Here is a 20,356-nt window from a genome sequence, read left to right on the forward strand (position 1 = left end):
GGCAGAGGTGGAGGAATACTTAAGGGCGCATTGCAGGTGACTGGATAGGGTAATCATTGGACAGTGCTGTGAGGAACACTTCCATATCCGTGTAGGTTTGGCTGCCCACTTGCAGCGGTTGTACGCCCGCGTTACGGTCGCACTCTGCAAGACGCACATGCAGGGATTGCACTTCATCTTTGCCGCGCCACAATGGCCAATGGGTCGCATCGCCATAGCTGGTGGTCGGTGTCTGCCCGCGCAGGTTGTTACCAACCATCTGGATGTGGCAGCTTGCACAAGCCAAATTGAGACGGCCAGCCTTGAGGTTGAAGGCTTTTTGCCCGCGGTCAAAGGCTTCTTTCAAGGAGCCTTCGCTCACATCAATTTTAATGGGCATGTCATTGCTGGCAGCGGCGATGTACATGGAAACCGCGCTGTTGTCGTAACTGCCGTTAGTGAGCTTTTGACCTTCCTTGTCGGAACAGAACTCGATGCGGGCTTCCATACCGATGACCTGTTTCAGGTCTTCGTCATGGCGGGGATACTGGAGATGTAATGGTTTAATGATTCAGGACTGTCCTAAATCATTAAACCATTACAATTACAGGATGCTGTTGGTACTGTTTGTGTTCGGGCCGGGCAACCTGTCGTGTGACAAACTGTGCGTGAGTGTCATTTCTCCACGGGAAACGCCCAAACCACAACGCCCCTACCAACGGCACCCCCGTGTTGCTGAGTGACTGTCACAGTTGGGTATTGTCGGTTTGCACCACAAACAATAAGGCTTTGGTATTCATGGTGAATCTCCCTGTTGATGCGTGATACAGGGAGATACGTTCAGGTGTGGGTAGCAGATGCACACTGCCCGTACTGCGGGTTGACCAGACATTGCTGCAAACTCATTTCTAGGTATTTTCCCCATCCAAATACTGCTGCACTTCGGGGGTGAAACAGTTTTTTATCCAATCCGCACATTGCCCCAGTGGTATGCATTGCTGATGGAGGAAACGGATTTCCTCCAAAACATTGCTATGTTCAGCCGTCAAGGTGTTATGCGCCACTTTCAGCAACGCAACCCCGTAATGCACTAACTCCACTTCTTGTTGGTAATGACGCTGTAACGTATTGCACAGTTGTGAGTTACTGAGCGTTACCTTACGGATAGCCTGACTGCCATCGTAAAAAGAAAATGTCACCTGTCCCTCCGTGGGTGCAAGGCTAATACAAGGAGGGCGGGTACGTGTTTTTGCCGCACCGGGGATAAAGTAAATCCGGCGGTAAATACTTGAGCGAAAATAGGCCATCATCCGGTTCAGTATATGAATCTTTCGTTCCCGCGTATCTCGACCAATGGGTGAAAACAAGAAATTCATCAGTGCATCCAATGGGTAAAACTCGATGTGTTCTTGGGTAACAGGCGAGTTATTAAATTGTTGGAGGCTCAATATGCGTTTCAGGGTCTTATCCCAACAGCAGCGAAAGCAAGGACTGTAAGGCAGCTTGCCCCCGTTTCCTGATGTTGTGAAGAGACTCGAAGAATGCAAGGTAACACGGTAGCTTTTCTTGTGAGATCCCCCGATGAGGTCGTAACCATGAGCGTAACAGTGACCAAAAACCTTCCATCGTATTGACGTGGACTTCATGGAAACCGTCACCATCTTCGTCACGGGCATATTCGCCTGCGCCATGGTTGACGGTTTTGTGGGCATAGCCCCATTCTTCCAATCGGCTGTAAATGTTGTACTCATCGGTGTAGACCAGCGTGCCTGCTGCCACCGTTTCCACAATCAACGGCTTGATCGTCGTCTGTTTCACATTCGCCAGCATACGGATCACGACCTCCCCGGAACGCTGGATCATGCCGAAAATGGGTGGTTTGTCCTTTTCCAGTGTCCCACGCCCCGGCGCACCTTTCAGGGCGCGGCGGCGACCTTCACGCCCAGCATCCGCGACGGCTTCGGGGTTTCCCTTGTGTCCAGCCTTGACATAAACCTCATCAAATTCAACATTCCCAAACAGGTTTACTGGCGTTTTTTTCTCGACACCACGCCGTAACTGTTCCGTCATCGCCTGAACATCATCCTTGTTCAACCCCAATTCGCGGGCGATTTGTTGGTTGGACAGGTTCAACGACATCAGGTACAGGCACAACACCCACACCTTCAGCGGCTGGTGGTGGCCTTCAAACACCGTGCCCGTCAGGTCATCAAAACGCTTTTGGCAATCCTTACACTGGTAACGCTGGCGTTCCTGCTGGGTGTCATCCTTGCCTCGACGGATAGTGTCCTGTGAACCGCAGTGCGGACAAATCACCCCATTAGGCCAACGCACGGAACGGACTTGCTCGAAACAGGCGGCATCACTGGTCAGGCTGGAAATACTGATGAGCGAGGTCATAAAGCCTCTCCTTGGCTATCGGAAATGACTAACTTTACCGCTATCCAGCACGTTTGCAATGCCGGGGAAAACAAGACCCTGAAACGCATATTGAGCCTTGTTGGAATGTTTCATCACCGGTTTGGATGAAAGGGTCAGAGGGAAAGCAGGGAAAAATGCAGAACGATCCATCATTCAGGCTTTCTGTGCTGGTGCTGGTGCTGGTGCTGGTGCTGCCAACATTTATCTCACTTTTAGCTGTCAAGTGTAAATAATTTCCCAATAAATATCTAGGTGACACACTAAATAAGTCACTGATAGCAAACAAATGGAGAATGCTTAAGCTGCTATTTTCCAGTTCCAAATCAGATACTTGTGCTTGCGACAGCGTTTCGCTCGCGGGTAAAAATGGAATCAAATCGCGTAAGTGTGCATTTACTTTGTCGGCAAAACCAGACTGATGCAGATGATGCTTTTCGCGCAACTCTCTAAGTTTTTGACCATCCTGCGGGCGCAAGCGGTGTTTTTTTCCATCACTTTTCAGCATTTACTCTTCCTTTTTGCCGTGCAACTAACTTTAGTGTGTAAGCATTTTATTAAAAAATAAAATGCTTACACTATAGGGAACCAGATGAAATACCATGTAATACGTTATTTTACTTATAAAACCCAAATTCACGTATACCTAGGTGTATTCTGGTTTATTAAATTTTTTGACATAACCTCATTTCATCAAGAAAAAGTAAATTTCATTGTGTGATACTGATTTCTCTTATGGCTATTTTGCAAGTATTGCTAACTAACCTGATTTTTAAATACACCACCTCTTACTCAACGTATGCTGATGTCACAGTAGGGCGGTAGCGTGCTTATTTTATCATCACCTGACATTGTTCATTAACTTCATGCCACTCAAAAATATTGACAACTGTGTTTTAGCCATTGTTGGTCTAGGCTATGTAGGCTTGCCGTTAGCTGTTGCTTTCGGCAAACATTTGCCAACTATCGGTTTTGACACCAACCTTGCCCGCATTGTTGAACTTCAAAGCGGCAATGACCATACCTTGGAAATAGCAGCAGAGGCATTACGCGCTGCGCAATACCTGAGTTATACCAACCAGCTTGAAGCATTACGCGATGCCAATGTGTTCATTGTCACCGTCCCTACACCTGTCGATGCCCATAAATGCCCTGACTTAACCCCTTTGCTGCGAGCCAGTGCAACCATCGGCAAGGTCATCAAGCATGGCGATGTCGTGATCTATGAATCTACTGTTTACCCCGGCGCGACTGAAGAGGATTGCATCCCAGTCATCGAGCGTATCTCCGGGTTAACCTTCAACGTGGATTTCTTCGCGGGGTATTCGCCGGAACGCATCAACCCCGGCGATCAGGAGCACCGCCTTGCCACCATCAAAAAGGTGACATCAGGCTCTACCCCGGAAGCAGCAGCGTTTATTGATGCATTATACCAGCGCGTGATTACAGCAGGAACACACAAAGCCAGCAGCATTAAAGTCGCCGAAGCCGCTAAAGTGATTGAAAATACCCAGCGGGATTTGAATATTGCCTTGATCAATGAGTTGGCCATCATCTTTAACCGTATGGGGATTGATACCGAAGCCGTGTTACAAGCGGCGGGAACCAAGTGGAATTTTTTGCCGTTTCGCCCCGGTTTAGTCGGCGGGCATTGCATTGGTGTTGACCCTTACTACCTGACACACAAAGCACAGGCGTTAGGCTACCAGCCAGAAGTGATTTTGGCAGGTCGCCGTATCAATGACGGCATGGGCGCGTATGTGGCGGCGCAATTGATCAAGGTGATGGTGAAAAAACGCATTCACGTAGAGAGTGCAAAAGTGTTGATCATGGGGCTGACGTTCAAGGAAAACTGCCCCGATTTACGCAATACACGGGTAGTTGACATCCTTAAAGAGTTGCGTGAGTACCATATCAAGGCCGATGTGTATGATCCTTGGGCAACGGCGGCGGAAGCACAACAAGAATACAACCTGGATCTGGTTGATGAACCTAAACAACAGTATTACGACGCGGTGCTAGTGGCAGTAGCACATCAGCAATTTCACGACATGGGCATTGGAGCAATTCACGCTTTGGGTAAGCCTTTGCATGTTGTATATGACCTGAAGTACCTATTTCCGGCAGATGCTGTGGACGCAAGATTGTAAAATGTTAGTGTTATTAACGGTATTTTTTGTCACTTTGTCGAGTATCTACCTACTGTGTCCATTGGCTGAGCGTCTGGGGTGGGTGGATAAGCCGGATTGCCGTAAACAGCATGATGGGCAAATCCCCATGATAGGGGGTATCACAATGTTTGCAGGATTAGCTATTGCCAGCTTGTTATCACTGCCACCACTGACATTGCACCTTGTATGGTTTTGGTCTGCATTGCTCATTGTATTGCTGGGGACGCTGGATGATAGGGTTGGGCTGGGTGCTGCTTTGCGGTTAGGGGTGCAAACGGTTATAGCACTGCTGTTAATACTTGGTAGCGGCTTGTTTCTGGAAAATATGGGTGATTTATTAGGATTGGGTGATCTACATGTGGGGTTGGCTGGTTATTGGCTAACTGTCTTGGCGGTGCTTGCAGCCATCAATGCCTTTAATATGATGGATGGCATTGATGGGTTGGCAGGCAGTATGGCACTCGTCACCTTTGTAGGGTTCATTGTGTTGTTTAGCATGACCCGGAATAGCTATGGGTTATGGTTAACGGGGCTATTATTAGCCGCACTGGTGCCGTACTTGTTAGCGAATTTGTCGTTGCTACCCTTTGGGCGCAAAGTATTCCTAGGCGATGCTGGAAGCATGTTGATTGGTTTGAGCGTGGTATGGTTGTTGATTTTTGGCAGCCAAGGCGAGTACCGCAGTTTCCGCCCAGTAACGGCATTATGGTTAGTGGCAATACCGTTGATGGATATGGTGGCGATTATGTTTAGACGCTTACGCAAAGGTAAATCGCCCTTGGCGGCAGACCGTGACCATTTGCACCATATTCTGATGCGCAATGGCTTATCAGACCGTCAAGCCTTAGCTCGTATAACATTGGCGGCACTGGTGTTGATGGGCATTGGTTTGGGGGGGGAGTGGTTGCAGTTGCCCGATAGTTTGATGCTAAGCATGTTCTTGTTGTTGTTCATGGGGTATGCCTATGCGTTACAACACTTATCAAATTCTGAACATTTACGGTTGGGTCAAACTTTATGACAAAGCGTACTTACGACATGCTGTTGGCGGATTTATCCCATTCCCCCAAAACATGGTTGGTTACGGGGGTGGCTGGCTTTATTGGCTCCAATCTGCTGGAAACCTTGTTGAAGCTAGACCAGCGGGTGGTAGGGTTGGATAACTTTTCCACCGGGCATCAGCATAATCTGGATGAAGTGCAAACACTGGTTAGCCCGCAGCAGTGGGGAAATTTCCGCTTGCTGCGTGGTGACATCCGGGAGCTGGTGGATTGCCAGCAGGCGTGTGAGGGGGTGGATTATGTGTTGCATCAGGCGGCATTGGGCAGTGTACCGCGTTCGATTGAAGACCCGATAACCACAAACAGCACCAATATTGACGGTTTCCTGAATATGCTGGTCGCAGCACGGGATGCGCACGTCAAACGCTTTGTGTATGCGGCCTCCAGTTCTACCTATGGGGATCACCCCGCCTTGCCGAAGGTGGAGGACAAGATCGGCAAACCCTTGTCGCCGTATGCGGTAACGAAGTATGTGAATGAGTTATATGCGGATGTATTCGCCCGGACTTACGGTTTACAATCCATCGGTTTGCGCTACTTCAATATTTTCGGGCAGCGGCAAGACCCTGATGGCGCATACGCTGCGGTCATTCCCAAGTGGATTTCTAGCATGATTAAAGGTGAACCGGTCTATATTAATGGTGATGGTGAAACTAGCCGGGATTTTTGTTACATCGACAATGCCGTGCAGGCGAATTTGCTGGCGGCAACGACGGAAAACCCGGATGCAGTGAATCAGGTGTATAACGTGGCGGTGGGGGATCAAACGTCACTAACTGAGTTGTATGCACAGTTACAGCAGCGTTTATTGCCAGAGTTTGTACATTTGCGAGGGGCTGCGATAATGTATCGTGATTTCCGGGCTGGTGATGTGAAACACTCAAGAGCGGATATTAGCAAAGCAACAAGCTTGCTAGGGTATGCGCCCACCCATTGTTTAGAACAAGGATTAGCGCAAGCTATGCCTTGGTATATCTGTCAAATAAGATAATATTTACTATGTCGACACCTACTCTTAACACGACACTCATTCACAACATTATCACCTTGTGGCGGCATTTAGGAAAAAAGCGTCGCTCCCAATTTTTATTATTATTAATAATGATGCTAATGACTATGTTTGCCGAAGTTATTAGTATTGGTGCAGTCATTCCCTTTTTAACAGCGTTGACCACACCGGAGTTATTGTTTAATGCAGAGTGGTTTAAATTTGTGGTTGTGGGATTAGGGATAAGTTCTAGCAAACAGTTGCTCTTGCCTTTGACCATGACTTTTATTGCAGCAGCGGCATTTTCGGCTGGGATGAGGATTCTATTGTTATGGGCTAATAGCCGTTTGACAGTAGCTATGGGTGTGCAATTGCGAAGTGAGTTGTACACCCTTGCCTTATACCAACCTTATGAATATCATGCAGCGAATAATAGCAGTGATTTAATTAGTATGACCACTGAAAAAGTCGCCAATGTTATTTACTCAGGCGTTTTGCACGTGCTGATGTTGGTCAGCGCATTGGTTATGAGTATTGCCGTGATTGTCACGCTGATGTTGGTGAATATTTGGGTTGCTTTGGTTGCCTTTGCTGTTTTAGGTGGGGGATATGTATTAATGGGTTTTTTGGTACGGCAGCGTATTGAGAAAAATAGTCAGATTATTGCACTAAATCAACCGTTAGCCGTTAAATGTATGCAGGAAGGCTTGGGTGGTATCCGTGATGTCATTATCGGTGGTAGCCAGCCTGTGTTTAGCCACCTTTATACAAGCGTGGTGTCTCGTATACAAACAGCAAGCATACAAAATATTTTTTTAGGTAGTCTTCCCAAACCTGTGCTGGAAGTTATCGGGGTTACTTTAATTGTATTACTCGCCTATGGCTTACAGGCTTATGGCAATCAACAACAGGCTGTGTTACCTGTATTAGGGGCACTGGCATTAGGTGCACAACGACTCCTGCCTAGCTTACAACAAGTCTATTTTTCTTGGTCAATTATTAAGAGTTCGCAAGCTGTGTTGGCGGATGTAAATCAGTATATCGCCCAAGCTGATCCGTTAAGAAAACCTCAGCCGCTTATTCAGCCGCTATCTTTTCAGGATGCTATTACGTTACAGAATGTTTCTTTTCGATATGCGGGAACGGATTCATGGGTATTGCGGGATATTGAATTACGTATTCCTAAAGGAGCTAGGGTCGGCTTTATTGGGGAAACGGGTAGTGGCAAGAGTACATTGGTGGATATTGTGATGGGTTTGCTGTCCCCAACACAAGGACAGTTATTGGTTGATGGGGTGGCGGCTGAGCGGCTGGGTATGTCGGCTTGGCAGGCTAATATTGCGCATGTACCACAGAGTATTTTCTTATCAGATACTTCAATGACAGAAAATATTGCATTTGGCGTTCCACTCGCCAAGATTGATCTGGAACGAGTCAAACAAGCCGCTAAACAAGCTCACATTGCGACGTTTATTGAAAATCTACCCGATGGTTATCAAACCTTGGTGGGTGAGCGTGGTGTGCGCCTATCAGGTGGGCAACGACAGCGGATTGGTATTGCACGGGCTTTGTATAAGCAGGCTTCGGTAATTGTGTTTGATGAGGCAACTAGTGCTTTGGATAATGAGACAGAGGCAAATGTTATGGAAGCGATTGAGTCGTTAAGTAACAACCTTACGATTATTATTATTGCACATCGCCTAAGCACTTTGAGAAAATGTGATGTGATTTATAACATATTTCGTGGAAAAATAGAAAAGACATCATGGCGCACTTAATAGTTGAGCCACTTGCAAAATTACATTTTCAGCGTGAACCTTCCTTCATCTGAAGGAAAAAAGAAGTGTGGGCTGCCGTTTTCGGCGATAATAGAAGCGTCAAAACAACCATTAAGCCCACGCTATGAATTCTACCGAACGCGCCCTGATTGCACAACGCTGGAGTTTGCTGCAAATTGAAATACTACCTTGCTTCAATGATGCCTTTGGCACATTGACCCCCAAGCTTGAAAAACTCATTCACGTACTGGAGCTGACGCGCATTGAAGATTTTGTGCGCTCTTTTCGTGATGGGTCTGGACGGCCAGCGACGGAGCGATCTTGGTTTGCCAATGCTTTTGTCGCCAAAAGCGTGCTCAATATTGTCAATACGCGAGCACTCATTGACCGGCTGCAAAACGATCGCTCCCTGCGACGCATCTGCGGGTTTCCCCTGACCAAGAAACTGCCTTCCGAATCCACCTTTTCACGTGCCTTCGCTGAATTTGCTGAACAGCGTTTAGCGGAACGTGTGCATGAAACGTTGGTGAAAACGTATTTGGGCGATGCGCTGATCGGCCACCTGTGTCGGGATTCAACAGCCATTGAGGCACGTGAACGGCCTGTTGCCGAGGAAAAGCCAAAGAAAAAACAAGGGCAAACACGGATTCAGCGCCAACGGGAACAGTCACTTCAGCAAGCACTCGATGAGATACCGGTTCAGTGTAACCGGGGGACGAAGAAGAATGCCCAAGGCTACAAGCACAGTTGGAACGGCTACAAACTGCATATCGATACCGCCGATTGTGGTGTCCCGATAGCAGCCATTCTGTCTTCCGCCTCCTTTCACGACAGCGGGGCAGCCATCCCACTCTCTCAAATCAGTGCCCAACGTGTCACCAGTCTCTACGACCTGATGGATGCGGCCTATTGCAGTGCTGATTTGCACGAATACAGCCGTCATCTGGGGCATGTCCCCCTGATTGATCACAATCCTCGCGGCGGACAGAAAGAAGCGTTTGAACCTGCTGATGCCGAGCGTTACAAAATTCGCAGCACCGTAGAACGAACCAATGCCCGCCTGAAGGATGAATTTGGTGGTCGGAATGTGTGGGTGCAAGGTGCGCAAAAAGTTTACAGCCACTTGATGTTTGGGATTTTGGTGTTGAGTGCTGATCAACTGATGCGTGTCTTGTTATAAAGCGACTGGGTTTGAAAAAACACGGGAAGACTGACTGAAAAACAGGAGCAGTCGCATCGGTATGGGTGAAATTTAGCAAAAGTTACGGGAAAACTGAAAAAGCTCAGGTTTCGTTGGTCAAATTGAGTAAAAAATCGGCTGAATATGCGGCGTTCGGTCAATGCTGAAAATTGAGCAACTCAGTTTGTCGGATTTTGCAAGTCGCTCAGTTATTACAAACATGAATTCACATTCAAACAATGGAATTTAAAAATCAATGAAAAAGCTATTAAAAAAACTCATCTATTCAATGGGCTATCATCTAGTCGCAAAAGAATACACTTCAAATTTATTACTTGCCGAACGCCTTAAGAGTATAATCAAGCATTATAGTGTGGATTGCATATTTGATGTTGGTGCGAATCACGGTCAATATGGAAACTTTTTAAGAAATGTTGTATTATACGATGGCATAATAGTTTCATTTGAACCTGATCCAGATGTTTATAATGCTTTATTGAAAACCGCTTTTAATGATAGCAAATGGAAAACATATAATATGGCATTAGGGAGAAGCTCTGGTTCGCTTCCATTTAATATCATGAAGAACAGTGTTTTTAATTCTTTTTTAACTCCAAGCTCGTATGATACCGATATATATGACGAATTTAATAGAATTTCCAACACAATTAATGTGGACGTTAGCACTGTAAAAATAATGATTCATGAAATAAAAAAGAAATACAACGTAAATAGATTTTTCTTAAAATTGGATACACAAGGATATGATCTTGAGGTTTTTCATGGTGCTACTGATTGTATGGATTATATAGTAGGAGTTCAAACTGAAGTATCAATCACTCCAATTTACAAAAACATGCCATCTTTTCAAGAATCTGTAAAGTTATTTAAAACCAATGGTTATGATATAAGTGGTTTGTATGCGGTTGACGAAAATCGCTTTCCTCATGCACATGAATTTGATTGCATATACTTACCAAAATAAACTTTTATTTTACTCAATCCACAACAGTTATAATTAAAAATGCATAACTATATTAATAATGTTTCTGTAATTATACCTGCATTCAATGCTGAGCGATTTATTCACAATGCAGTTAACTCTGCCTTACAGCATAGTTGTGTAGTTGAAATTATTATAATAGATGATGGCTCTGTAGATGGAACTCATAAAATCTGTACAGAAATATCAAACAATAACAGTAGAGTAAAAGTAATAAGCCATGAAGGAAAATGCAATAAAGGCGCTGGAATATCGAGGAATATCGGAATACAACATGCGACCTGTGAGTTTATTGCATTTCTTGATGCAGACGACTTATACCTTGAAAACAGGTTCAATAATTCGTTGGATATATTAAATAAGCATCAAAACATTGATGCCACTCATGAAGTGCTAGGTGTTTTATATCATGATAATGATGTAGAAAAAAAACATTTAATGAGAATGATTCAGTTAAAAAAAAACATATCAAAAAAAGTTCTTCCATTAGAATATACCGGCATAGAACAAAATATATTACCTAACGACCTTTTTTTGCACTTGCTTATGACTGATAAAGGTTGGATTCATTTAAACACATTAACCATTCGTCGATCTTCATTGGTGAATTTTTCTTTATTTAACTCTAACATTTTAGGTGAAGATTCTGATTTCATTATGCGATTAGCTTGCGAACGCACCGTGATAGGCACAAACTGCCTTAAACCTGTTGCAGTGCGAGGAATACATAATAACAATAGAATAACCGATCAAAAAATAATCAAAAAAGAAAGTAAAATTACTGATTGGTTGCAATTATTGGAATATTCATTGAAAAATAAAAAAAATGATGCAATTGTATATATAGTTTTTCGCTACACAGATAATTCTTCAAAAATAAAAAAATTACTTCTAATTATGTCATTATTAGCTAAAAAACCTAAATTTATCATTCCATTTTTCTTGGGGATAACGGCATACTATGAAAAAACTTAATGTAATATTAATTATCTCCCCTGAATCTTGGGATTCGCATACTGTTAGCAAACACAATTATGCCATAACTCTGTCGCAGCAAGGCTTTACTGTATATTTCCTAAACCCTTTCAACGATACAAAAAGACAACCACAAATTATCAAGATACAAGAAAATCTTTACACTGTAACTTCATCAAAAGTAGCCAAAGGTTTGCGTTACTACCCAGGCTTTTTACGGCATTGGCTTGAAAGACGCTGGCTGGAAAAATTAGAAAAAAAAATTAATGCATTTATAGATACTATCTGGTTATTTGAAAACTCACGCTTTTTTGATTTATGTTTTGCAGAAAATCGGCTAAAAATATATCATCAAGTAGACCTAAACCAAAACTTCAATCCAAAGAAAGCTGTTACAACTTCAGATATTTGTTTTTGTACGTCGAATATTATTCGCAATAATCTACTGAAATTTAGTACTAATATCTATAAAATTCATCACGGTCTAGCGAAAATTGACTCAAACATAGAAATAAAAAGAGAACAATTTAAAGTTTTTAACAAACAAGCAATACAATGTATTTATATGGGCAATCTGGATATGCTTTATTTAGATGTGGAGCTACTTGCTAATATAGCTTCTCATTTTTCAGATGTGCAATTTCATTTTGTTGGCGGATATAATAAGAACGGCAGGTTATACAAGTTGTCAGAAAAATTAACTAATATACACTGGTGGGGGAAGGTAGATAGCACAATAATATCTTTTATTTTAAAACACGCTGATCTTTTATTAGTAACCTACCAAGAGCATCATCACTCTGATCAAAGTAGTCCCCACAAATTCATGGAATATTTTGCGAGCGGTAAAGTCATTGTTGCAACTTACACTGATGAATACAAAGACAAACGTCATTTGCTTGAAATGGTTGATCATAACAAAGACTATCTAGATGCCATCAAAAAGGTTATCAGTAACCTAGACTACTACAACAGTCATGATAAACAACAACAACGTATCGCTTTCGCCCAAGAACATACCTATGAAAAACAACTGGACAGAATCTTCACTTTACTCAAAAAACATCAACTGGTTTAAAAAACATCTATGCCAAAATCCAAAAGAGTCATCATCTACCTATATAACCGCCTGTTTGATCCCCTGATTCAGTCCAACTTCTGGTTATACATCCGCAGTTATTTGGATGACCTCGCAAATCCGATACAATTCCACCTGATCACCTACGAAGACCCGCGCTTTCCTCTGAACGAAGAGCAAAAATCCAAAGTTGCGCAATGGCAGCAACAAGGGTTGAACTGGACTCCATTGACATGGCACGCTGGTACTGGTCTCGCCAACAAGTTCAAAGACTTATTCTCAGGTCACTTCGCAGTTGCCAAGCTGCGCACCAAAGGCTACAACCACGTTGTTTCTCTCGGTTCAGTAGCAGGTACCTTTGCCTACGTTTATGCGCAAACATTGGGCATACGCACTTTTCTCTACCAATACGAGCCGCACAGTGAATATGCTATCGACAATGGCATGTGGGCGGGCGATAGTTTGCAATACAAACTCTCCCACTTTCTGGAGCGCCGTTCCGCCGAATACGCCAGCGTTATCGCCTCTGGTACACGTTTTATGCAAGAGCGGTTGGAAAACGACTGGAAAGTAAAAGCCAAATTCTTCCGTATCCCTACCGTTGCCAATGAAGATAAATTCACCTTCAACCCCGTAGATCGGGCAGCAGTCCGCCAAGAGCTAGGCTTAAAACCGGATCAATGGGTGCTGTATTACCCCGGTAAATTTGGCGACTTATATTACCGCGAAGAACTGGCATGGATGTTCAAGTGGCTCAATGAAGAATGCCCTGATTTGCATCTGTTGATTGTCACACCACATACCGATGAGGAAGTTCACACCCTGTTTGCTCAAGCTGAAGTCCCTCAACACACTTACTCAGTGTGTCACAGCGACTATCAAGACATTCACCGCTATGCTTTTGCCTGTGACTTCGCCATTATTTCCGTCCCCCCCGGCCCTTCCAAATGTTTCATTTCCAATATTAAGGTAGGAGAATACCTCTGTGCCGGGCTGCCATTTCTGATTACTCGTGGTGTTTCAGAAGACTTTGAATACGCCGAACAACGTGGTGTTGGGGTAGTCGTCGATGATTTTGTCAAAGACGAAGCCAAAAAAGCCTGGCCAGAGATTAAAGCCTACCTAGAAATGGATGCCGAGCAACGCCGCCAACATTGCCGGGAAATCGGTTTGGGCTATCGTGGTTTTAGCACCCTAAACCCTATCTTCAAGGCCGCCATCGACACCCTGACCCGGAGAAACACATGAATCTCAGCGCATTAGCTAACAAAAAAATCCTGATTACTGGTGGCACCGGCTCAGTCGGTACAGCCTTGGTGGAAAGGATTCTGGAACTACAACCGCAAGTCCGCCAGATCATTATTTTCTCCCGCGATGAACAAAAGCAATTCAGTATGGCGCACCGCTGGCCTAGCAAACACTACCCAGTGCGCTATCTATTAGGTGATGTGCGCGACCGTGAACGGGTGATGACGGTGATGAAAGGCTGTGATTTAGTCATCCACAGTGCGGCGATGAAGCATGTACCAGCCGCCGAAGACAATCCCCAAGAGTGCATCAAAACCAATCTGATAGGCTCACAAAACATTATTGATGCCGCACTATTTCATCAGGTGGAACGGGTGGTAGCACTATCCACCGACAAGGCCGCACAACCCATCAACGCTTATGGCGCATCCAAACTGCTGTTGGAAAAATTGTTTGTCCACGCCAACCTGATTGACGACGAAAGCAATACCCGTTTCTCAGTCGTGCGCTTTGGAAATGTCTTTGGCAGCAAAGGCTCGGTCATCCCTTTTTTCCTGAAGCAACGCGAACAAGGTTTCCTGCCCATTACCGATGCGGGTATGACCCGTTTCAGCATTACCATGCGCCAAGCCGTGGATATGGTCTTATTCACCCTGATAGAAAGCTGGGGCGGGGAAATTGTCCTACCTGTTGCACCATCCTACCGCATCACCGATGTCGCCACCGCCATCGCCCCAAACGCAGAACAGCGTATTGTCGGCATACGCCCCGGCGAAAAACTGCATGAACTCATGTTCACCACACACGATGCTCCACGAGTCGTGCGCCAAGGCAACTACTACATCATCTGCCCTGAAGTCGGGTGCTGGCAACTCAACGACTACTGCCAAACCACCAATGCTGAATCCATCCCCTTGCAGCAGAATTATGACTCCGGCGAAAATAGTCAATGGATGGATATAGCCGCGATCCAGCAATTGCTTCATGAAGAAGTGATGATGTAATAATGTAATTCACTACTTTATATATCACCCGGAGTTTAATTTGTGAAAAATAAAAACATAAATATATATGAAGATAAAAATACAGTTCAATTTTACGAAAATTCGCAAGAATTACATGAAACTGAAAAAAAACTCTTTGACACGTACTTAAACAGCTCCATGTCAATACTAGATATTGGTATAGGTGCTGGTAGAACCACCCGACATCTGATTAAAAAATGCTCATGCTATATAGGCATCGATTACTCTCAGAAAATGATCGAATCTTGTAAAGCACAGTTTCCCAGCTTAGAGCTATTTGTAGTTGATGCTACTGATCTTAGTCAGTTTAAAAACAATCAGTTTGATATGGTAATTTTTTCTTTTAATGGCCTTGACTATATATCACCCGATACAAGAAGACATCAATGTATCAAGGAAATAAATCGAGTTCTTAAGAAAAATGGCACTTTCATTTTCTCTCATCATTATTCAAAATCCATCTATTTATACCCTGACCTATCAACTCCATATCTTTCAAAAAAATTATGGCGCACTTTTAGGTCAATAATAAAAACAATGTTTATATTTTCCAAAACCATTATATCGACAGCATATTGGAAGGAGAGTGGCTATGTGCATGACTACATACATGGGCATGGGGGATTGCTAACTTATGTCACTACACCAAATAAAGTGAAAAAAGAGTTTTCTTCACTTGGATTTCAAATCACCGATGTAATGAGCAATCTTTACCCTAAAACAGATAATCCAAATGCTACATTCTGGTATTACTATGCTGCACGGAAAATAAATAATGACATCATTCGATGATTTGATTTTTATTGACAATGACTGGATTTATCAAAAACACTATGGATGGGAAATATTATATGAAAATAGTAGTAATAAACTATTAGTGAAATCATTTTTCTTTATAAGAAGATACTTATTACTCTCTGTAGACACTAGCATAGAAGATATCTCATCTATAATTAAAAAGATCAATTATCCAAAAATCTTATCTGAAATAATAATTCATGACTTTAGTGGGAAAGATTTGTCGCTCTTAATTTATAGACATCAAAAGCCACAAAAAAGCACTCCAGAAAATCACCTTCTCTTTGATAAAACGCTGATTGTAAATTTATCAAAAAGCAAACAAGAGCTTTGGGAAGATATGTCAAAAGATTACCAGCGAAAATGTTTAAAAGCCAAAAATAATGGCATCACCATAGAAAAAAATACACAATCGTTAAGAGATTTATGCAGCTTTCACGTTGACTATACAAAGTTCGCAAACGAAAAGGGACTCTTTTTACCTGAAATTCAACAGATGAAATCCATGATTGATAAAAAAAGCATTATACTTTTCAAGAGCATGAAAGAAAAAGAGGTTCTTAGCCAAATTATTGTTTATACCTCTAATAAAAAAGCTTTGTTTTTGTATGGCGTAAATAATAAAAAGAGCAATGATGGAAATGGGCAGTACATTCAATGGTCTATAATGGAATATTTGAAAGAAAATAATTATTTATTTTATGATCTATGTGGCATACGCTCTATAGATCCCAATGATGGCCTATATAAATTCAAGCGCGGATTTACATCAAATATTGTAGATCTTGGTAGTGAATGGCACTACCAAAATAAAAGCATGCGCAAATTAAAATCAGTATTATCGAAACTAAAGAATTATTTTTATGTTTTATAGAAAAGCCATTATCACAACTCTATTTTACTCTGGAGTATTTCATGTATTCTATATATTTAATACATTTTTCTTTAGGAAATTTCCTGTACTACTTTTTCATCGAGTGACTGACGATTACGATCATTTTACTGAGCCACTTTCAATAGCAAACTTCGATGCCATCTTATCTTTTCTGAGTAAATACTATAATTTTATTGAATACTCAACTTTTTCGCAACTGACAACCTACAAAAAAATAAAGCCATTTTCCTTAATAACCTTTGATGATGCCACCAAGGATTTTCGTGACAATGCACTTCCTATTTTATTAAAAAATAGAATACCATGTATTCAATTCATACCCACGCATCATGCACATGATGGTACTGAAATATGGCCCATCCAATTATTCTCCCACGAAAAATTTTTAGATCCAACAGATGCTCACTATCGAGCAAAGAAAAAGCTTAACCATCTTATGTTAGAATCATTTGAACATCGAAGGAAATACCTAACCGAGGTAAAAACCATTAATCAAACAACTGTCCCCACATTGACATGGAATGAATTACGCAATATCCAATCAACTGCTAAGCAAGTTGTATCATTCGGGTCACATTCGGATACACATGAGATACTACCAACATTGCCGCCTAATGAGCTTTGTCATGAATTAAGTAAAAGCAAACTAGCTATAGAAAAAGAATTAGGTATATCTCCTAATGCGATTGCTTACCCAAGTGGTCAGTATGATAGCAAGACATTAGAAATTGCCTGTAATTACTATAAGTTTGGCTTCACAACAGATCAATGTTTAGCTAAAATAAGCCAGCTAAGCTCTGAGAATGGCAGACTATCCATTCCAAGATTCCTTATGTATACAACCAATCCTCACGAAGTTTTTATAAGGATAAATGGAATGCAACAAATTATTACTTATCTACGCTCATGTCATCATCTTATTAAAAAATCTGGAAAAAACGTGCGTGACTAAAAGAAATTTACTTTTCGTATCAATTGCTTTCCCACCAAAAAATGATTCTGAATGTATTCAGACATCTAAATACTTCAAGTATCTTATGAAAAGCAACCAATTCAATATAGATGTTGTAACTTCAGCAATACCCACTCTTTTTATGCCAGTTGATGAAAGCTTAAAAAAATACTCTTTAGGGGTTCGCCAACTAATTAATATCGCTTTTTTTGAATCGAAGCTGATTAACTTCCTTATAAAGAAAGTTACACCAAATATTTTACAACAACCTGATTCAAAAAGAAATTTTTCACTACAATGGAAACATGTAACCAATCAACTTTCACACAAGCCTGATATAATTTATTCAAGATCATTCCCTTTATCATCGACAATAATGGCATACTATCTGCATCAACACTATCAAAAACCTTGGATTTTGCATCTTAGTGACCCATGGACTTTGCCTCATAGATTAAGATTAATCAACATGGATTCCCGCACTCGAAAATGGAATTCATCAATGGAGTATAAATGTTTAGAAGCGGCATCGCTGATAACCTTTACATCGAATAGAATAGTCGATCTTTATAAAGAGCATTATCCCGAATTTTCTCACAAAATGAGAATCAGCTATAATGTTTTTGATACTGATGATATTACCATTTCCGAACCCAAAGACTTTTCAAATACTTTAAAAATTGTTTACACTGGAGGTCTTGATGCTGCCAGATGCCCTGATATGATTCTTGATGCAATTCAAATAATAAACGATAAATTCCCAAATCTTGCAAAGTACTTAAATGTGACTTTTGCCGGTCATTTGGACAGAAGAAATCGAGCCATTTTCAGAAATTGTCACATACCACAAATTCATCATATTGGTCATCTGTCGTTTAAAGACTCCTTGGATCTTCAAAAAAATGCAGATATTTTATTACTTATTGATACGCCTATGAACTCTATAGAAGAATCCATCTTTTTTCCATCAAAACTATTAGACTATATGCTTATGAAGAAGCGTATAATTACCATTACCAACATGAACAGTACTGCTTGGGAAGTCGCATCAGAATGTAATTTAGGAGACTGCATACCACACAATGAAGTTGATAAGTTAGTCACTGTACTGCTAAAAGCAATAGATAATTTTATAAACAGAAACATAGGGTACTTTACCATTAAAAATATTGACATGAAGTACTCAGCAGAAAAAAATGTCTCCTGTCTCATTAGGAGAATAGAGAATATCTGCAATGGATAAAAAAAATATTGCCATTATCCTTGGCACACGCCCTGAAGCCATTAAACTTCTGCCTGTATACAAAGCTCTTCAGCAAACAAAAGAGCTAATCCCGATACTCATCTCAACAGGTCAACACAAAGAAATGCTAAATAATATATTTACACTCTTTGATGTTACCCCTGATATTGAACTCAATGTCATGCAACCTAATCAAAGCCTAACCGAGCTTACCGCACGCTTATTCTCATCCATTGGACAAAAACTGGCAGCAAATCACTACCATACCGTCTTGGTACAAGGTGATACAACAACTGCCTTAGTCGGCGGTATTGTCGGGCATTACCAAAAGAGCCACTTGCAAAATTACATTTTCAGCGTGAACCTTCCTTCATCTGAAGGAAAAAAGAAGTGTGGGCTGCCGTTTTCGGCGATAATAGAAGCATCAAAACAACCATTAAGCCCACGCTATGAATTCTACCGAACGCGCCCTGATTGCACAACGCTGGAGTTTGCTGCAAATTGAAATACTGCCTTGCTTCAATGATGCCTTTGGCACATTGACCCCCAAGCTTGAAAAGCTCATTCACGTACTGGAGCTGACGCGCATTGAAGATTTTGTGCGCTCTTTTCGTGATGGGTCTGGACGGCCAGCGACGGAGCGATCTTGGTTTGCCAATGCTTTTGTCGCCAAAAGCGTGCTCAATATTGTCAATACGCGAGCACTCATTGACCGGCTGCAAAACGATCGCTCCCTGCGACGCATCTGCGGGTTTCCCCTGACCAAGAAACTGCCTTCCGAATCCACCTTTTCACGTGCCTTCGCTGAATTTGCTGAACAGCGTTTAGCGGAACGTGTGCATGAAACGTTGGTGAAAACGTATTTGGGCGATGCGCTGATCGGCCACCTGTGTCGGGATTCAACAGCCATTGAGGCACGTGAACGGCCTGTTGCCGAGGAAAAGCCAAAGAAAAAACAAGGGCAAACACGGATTCAGCGCCAACGGGAACAGTCACTTCAGCAAGCACTCGATGAGATACCGGTTCAGTGTAACCGGGGGACGAAGAAGAATGCCCAAGGCTACAAGCACAGTTGGAACGGCTACAAACTGCATATCGATACCGCCGATTGTGGTGTCCCGATAGCAGCCATTCTGTCTTCCGCCTCCTTTCACGACAGCGGGGCAGCCATCCCACTCTCTCAAATCAGTGCCCAACGTGTCACCAGTCTCTACGACCTGATGGATGCGGCCTATTGCAGTGCTGATTTGCACGAATACAGCCGTCATCTGGGGCATGTCCCTCTGATTGATCACAATCCTCGCGGCGGACAGAAAGAAGCGTTTGAACCTGCTGATGCCGAGCGTTACAAAATTCGCAGCACCGTAGAACGAACCAATGCCCGCCTGAAGGATGAATTTGGTGGTCGGAATGTGTGGGTGCAAGGTGCGCAAAAAGTTTACAGCCACTTGATGTTTGGGATTTTGGTGTTGAGTGCTGATCAACTGATGCGTGTCTTGTTATAAAGCGACTGGGTTTGAAAAAACACGGGAAGACTGACTGAAAAACAGGAGCAGTCGCATCG

20 protein-coding genes are annotated in these 20,356 nt (G+C 42.7%); 16 read left to right on the forward strand and 4 right to left on the reverse strand.

Annotated elements, in window-relative coordinates; genetic code table 11:
- Nucleotides 1-19: 19 nt before the first annotated feature.
- The 4 genes from soxA to QJT81_09380 all read right to left on the reverse strand — a co-directional run bounded on the left by soxA (nucleotide 20) and on the right by QJT81_09380 (nucleotide 2,905).
- Entirely contained in the window at nucleotides 20-487 is a 468-nt protein-coding gene (gene soxA / locus QJT81_09365; protein WGZ96160.1) for a sulfur oxidation c-type cytochrome SoxA, read from the reverse strand.
- A 400-nt stretch (nucleotides 488-887) separates the two neighbouring features.
- Nucleotides 888-1,427 (reverse strand): hypothetical protein, encoded by a 540-nt coding sequence (locus tag QJT81_09370; GenBank protein ID WGZ96161.1) that lies wholly within the window; start codon nucleotides 1,425-1,427, stop codon nucleotides 888-890.
- A 16-nt stretch (nucleotides 1,428-1,443) separates the two neighbouring features.
- Nucleotides 1,444-2,379 carry an IS1595 family transposase gene (locus QJT81_09375; GenBank protein WGZ96162.1) on the reverse strand — a complete coding sequence of 312 codons (936 nt, stop codon included), beginning with the start codon at nucleotides 2,377-2,379 and terminating at the stop codon, nucleotides 1,444-1,446.
- 40 nt (nucleotides 2,380-2,419) lie between these two features.
- The gene (locus QJT81_09380) at nucleotides 2,420-2,905 is read right to left on the reverse strand and encodes a helix-turn-helix transcriptional regulator (protein ID WGZ96163.1); all 486 of its coding nucleotides are present in this window, start codon (nucleotides 2,903-2,905) and stop codon (nucleotides 2,420-2,422) included.
- A 358-nt stretch (nucleotides 2,906-3,263) separates the two neighbouring features.
- On the opposite strand from QJT81_09380, the gene tviB reads away from it, so the two are divergent.
- The 16 genes from tviB to QJT81_09460 all read left to right on the forward strand — a co-directional run bounded on the left by tviB (nucleotide 3,264) and on the right by QJT81_09460 (nucleotide 20,297).
- On the forward strand, nucleotides 3,264-4,547 hold the full coding sequence (tviB, locus tag QJT81_09385; GenBank protein WGZ96164.1) for a Vi polysaccharide biosynthesis UDP-N-acetylglucosamine C-6 dehydrogenase TviB: 1,284 nt from the start codon (nucleotides 3,264-3,266) through the stop codon (nucleotides 4,545-4,547).
- Nucleotide 4,548: 1 nt separating this feature from the next.
- Nucleotides 4,549-5,589, forward strand: coding sequence for a UDP-N-acetylglucosamine--undecaprenyl-phosphate N-acetylglucosaminephosphotransferase (gene wecA, locus QJT81_09390; GenBank protein WGZ96165.1), 1,041 nt, complete (start codon nucleotides 4,549-4,551; stop codon nucleotides 5,587-5,589).
- Nucleotides 5,586-6,620: an NAD-dependent epimerase/dehydratase family protein gene (locus tag QJT81_09395; protein WGZ96166.1), complete on the forward strand. Its 1,035-nt coding sequence runs from the start codon at nucleotides 5,586-5,588 to the stop codon at nucleotides 6,618-6,620. The genes wecA and QJT81_09395 overlap by 4 nt, the downstream gene beginning before the upstream one ends.
- 8 nt (nucleotides 6,621-6,628) lie before the next feature.
- Entirely contained in the window at nucleotides 6,629-8,395 is a 1,767-nt protein-coding gene (locus tag QJT81_09400) for an ABC transporter ATP-binding protein (GenBank protein WGZ96167.1), read from the forward strand.
- A gap of 124 nt (nucleotides 8,396-8,519) precedes the next feature.
- On the forward strand, nucleotides 8,520-9,575 hold the full coding sequence (locus QJT81_09405; GenBank protein WGZ96168.1) for a transposase: 1,056 nt from the start codon (nucleotides 8,520-8,522) through the stop codon (nucleotides 9,573-9,575).
- Between the two features lie 256 nt (nucleotides 9,576-9,831).
- Complete coding sequence (locus QJT81_09410; GenBank protein WGZ96169.1) at nucleotides 9,832-10,560, forward strand: FkbM family methyltransferase; 729 nt, start codon at nucleotides 9,832-9,834, stop codon at nucleotides 10,558-10,560.
- Nucleotides 10,561-10,599: 39 nt separating this feature from the next.
- On the forward strand, nucleotides 10,600-11,553 hold the full coding sequence (locus QJT81_09415; protein ID WGZ96170.1) for a glycosyltransferase family 2 protein: 954 nt from the start codon (nucleotides 10,600-10,602) through the stop codon (nucleotides 11,551-11,553).
- Nucleotides 11,540-12,631 (forward strand): glycosyltransferase, encoded by a 1,092-nt coding sequence (locus QJT81_09420; GenBank protein ID WGZ96171.1) that lies wholly within the window; start codon nucleotides 11,540-11,542, stop codon nucleotides 12,629-12,631. Before QJT81_09415 ends, QJT81_09420 begins: the two co-directional genes overlap by 14 nt.
- Before the next feature lie 9 nt (nucleotides 12,632-12,640).
- A complete protein-coding gene (locus QJT81_09425; GenBank protein ID WGZ96172.1) occupies nucleotides 12,641-13,879 on the forward strand; it encodes a hypothetical protein in 1,239 nt (412 codons plus the stop codon).
- The gene (pseB, locus tag QJT81_09430) at nucleotides 13,876-14,883 is read left to right on the forward strand and encodes a UDP-N-acetylglucosamine 4,6-dehydratase (inverting) (protein WGZ96173.1); all 1,008 of its coding nucleotides are present in this window, start codon (nucleotides 13,876-13,878) and stop codon (nucleotides 14,881-14,883) included. Before QJT81_09425 ends, pseB begins: the two co-directional genes overlap by 4 nt.
- 42 nt (nucleotides 14,884-14,925) lie before the next feature.
- On the forward strand, nucleotides 14,926-15,696 hold the full coding sequence (locus QJT81_09435) for a class I SAM-dependent methyltransferase (protein WGZ96174.1): 771 nt from the start codon (nucleotides 14,926-14,928) through the stop codon (nucleotides 15,694-15,696).
- Nucleotides 15,680-16,576 carry a peptidoglycan bridge formation glycyltransferase FemA/FemB family protein gene (locus QJT81_09440; GenBank protein ID WGZ96175.1) on the forward strand — a complete coding sequence of 299 codons (897 nt, stop codon included), beginning with the start codon at nucleotides 15,680-15,682 and terminating at the stop codon, nucleotides 16,574-16,576. Before QJT81_09435 ends, QJT81_09440 begins: the two co-directional genes overlap by 17 nt.
- Nucleotides 16,566-17,549 (forward strand): polysaccharide deacetylase family protein, encoded by a 984-nt coding sequence (locus QJT81_09445; protein ID WGZ96176.1) that lies wholly within the window; start codon nucleotides 16,566-16,568, stop codon nucleotides 17,547-17,549. Before QJT81_09440 ends, QJT81_09445 begins: the two co-directional genes overlap by 11 nt.
- Nucleotides 17,542-18,792 carry a hypothetical protein gene (locus tag QJT81_09450; protein WGZ96177.1) on the forward strand — a complete coding sequence of 417 codons (1,251 nt, stop codon included), beginning with the start codon at nucleotides 17,542-17,544 and terminating at the stop codon, nucleotides 18,790-18,792. The genes QJT81_09445 and QJT81_09450 overlap by 8 nt, the downstream gene beginning before the upstream one ends.
- The gene (locus QJT81_09455; protein ID WGZ96178.1) at nucleotides 18,785-19,297 is read left to right on the forward strand and encodes a UDP-N-acetylglucosamine 2-epimerase; all 513 of its coding nucleotides are present in this window, start codon (nucleotides 18,785-18,787) and stop codon (nucleotides 19,295-19,297) included. The genes QJT81_09450 and QJT81_09455 overlap by 8 nt, the downstream gene beginning before the upstream one ends.
- Nucleotides 19,242-20,297, forward strand: a complete 1,056-nt coding sequence (locus tag QJT81_09460; protein ID WGZ96179.1) for a transposase — start codon at nucleotides 19,242-19,244, stop codon at nucleotides 20,295-20,297. Before QJT81_09455 ends, QJT81_09460 begins: the two co-directional genes overlap by 56 nt.
- Nucleotides 20,298-20,356 lie beyond the last annotated feature (59 nt).

Origin of the sequence: Candidatus Thiothrix putei (genome assembly GCA_029972225.1) — a bacterium.
GTDB lineage: Bacteria > Pseudomonadota > Gammaproteobacteria > Thiotrichales > Thiotrichaceae > Thiothrix > Thiothrix putei.

Coding starts and splice junctions, on each gene's coding strand:
- QJT81_09375 (WGZ96162.1), bottom strand. CDS start 2,379: ATGACCTCGCTCATCAGTATTTCCAGCCTGACCAGTGATGCCGCCTGT.
- tviB (WGZ96164.1), top strand. CDS start 3,264: ATGCCACTCAAAAATATTGACAACTGTGTTTTAGCCATTGTTGGTCTA.
- QJT81_09455 (WGZ96178.1), top strand. CDS start 18,785: ATGGATAAAAAAAATATTGCCATTATCCTTGGCACACGCCCTGAAGCC.
- QJT81_09405 (WGZ96168.1), top strand. CDS start 8,520: ATGAATTCTACCGAACGCGCCCTGATTGCACAACGCTGGAGTTTGCTG.
- QJT81_09395 (WGZ96166.1), top strand. CDS start 5,586: ATGACAAAGCGTACTTACGACATGCTGTTGGCGGATTTATCCCATTCC.
- QJT81_09425 (WGZ96172.1), top strand. CDS start 12,641: ATGCCAAAATCCAAAAGAGTCATCATCTACCTATATAACCGCCTGTTT.
- QJT81_09445 (WGZ96176.1), top strand. CDS start 16,566: ATGTTTTATAGAAAAGCCATTATCACAACTCTATTTTACTCTGGAGTA.
- QJT81_09400 (WGZ96167.1), top strand. CDS start 6,629: ATGTCGACACCTACTCTTAACACGACACTCATTCACAACATTATCACC.
- QJT81_09415 (WGZ96170.1), top strand. CDS start 10,600: ATGCATAACTATATTAATAATGTTTCTGTAATTATACCTGCATTCAAT.
- QJT81_09460 (WGZ96179.1), top strand. CDS start 19,242: ATGAATTCTACCGAACGCGCCCTGATTGCACAACGCTGGAGTTTGCTG.
- QJT81_09380 (WGZ96163.1), bottom strand. CDS start 2,905: ATGCTGAAAAGTGATGGAAAAAAACACCGCTTGCGCCCGCAGGATGGT.
- pseB (WGZ96173.1), top strand. CDS start 13,876: ATGAATCTCAGCGCATTAGCTAACAAAAAAATCCTGATTACTGGTGGC.
- QJT81_09420 (WGZ96171.1), top strand. CDS start 11,540: ATGAAAAAACTTAATGTAATATTAATTATCTCCCCTGAATCTTGGGAT.
- soxA (WGZ96160.1), bottom strand. CDS start 487: ATGGAAGCCCGCATCGAGTTCTGTTCCGACAAGGAAGGTCAAAAGCTC.
- wecA (WGZ96165.1), top strand. CDS start 4,549: ATGTTAGTGTTATTAACGGTATTTTTTGTCACTTTGTCGAGTATCTAC.
- QJT81_09440 (WGZ96175.1), top strand. CDS start 15,680: ATGACATCATTCGATGATTTGATTTTTATTGACAATGACTGGATTTAT.
- QJT81_09410 (WGZ96169.1), top strand. CDS start 9,832: ATGAAAAAGCTATTAAAAAAACTCATCTATTCAATGGGCTATCATCTA.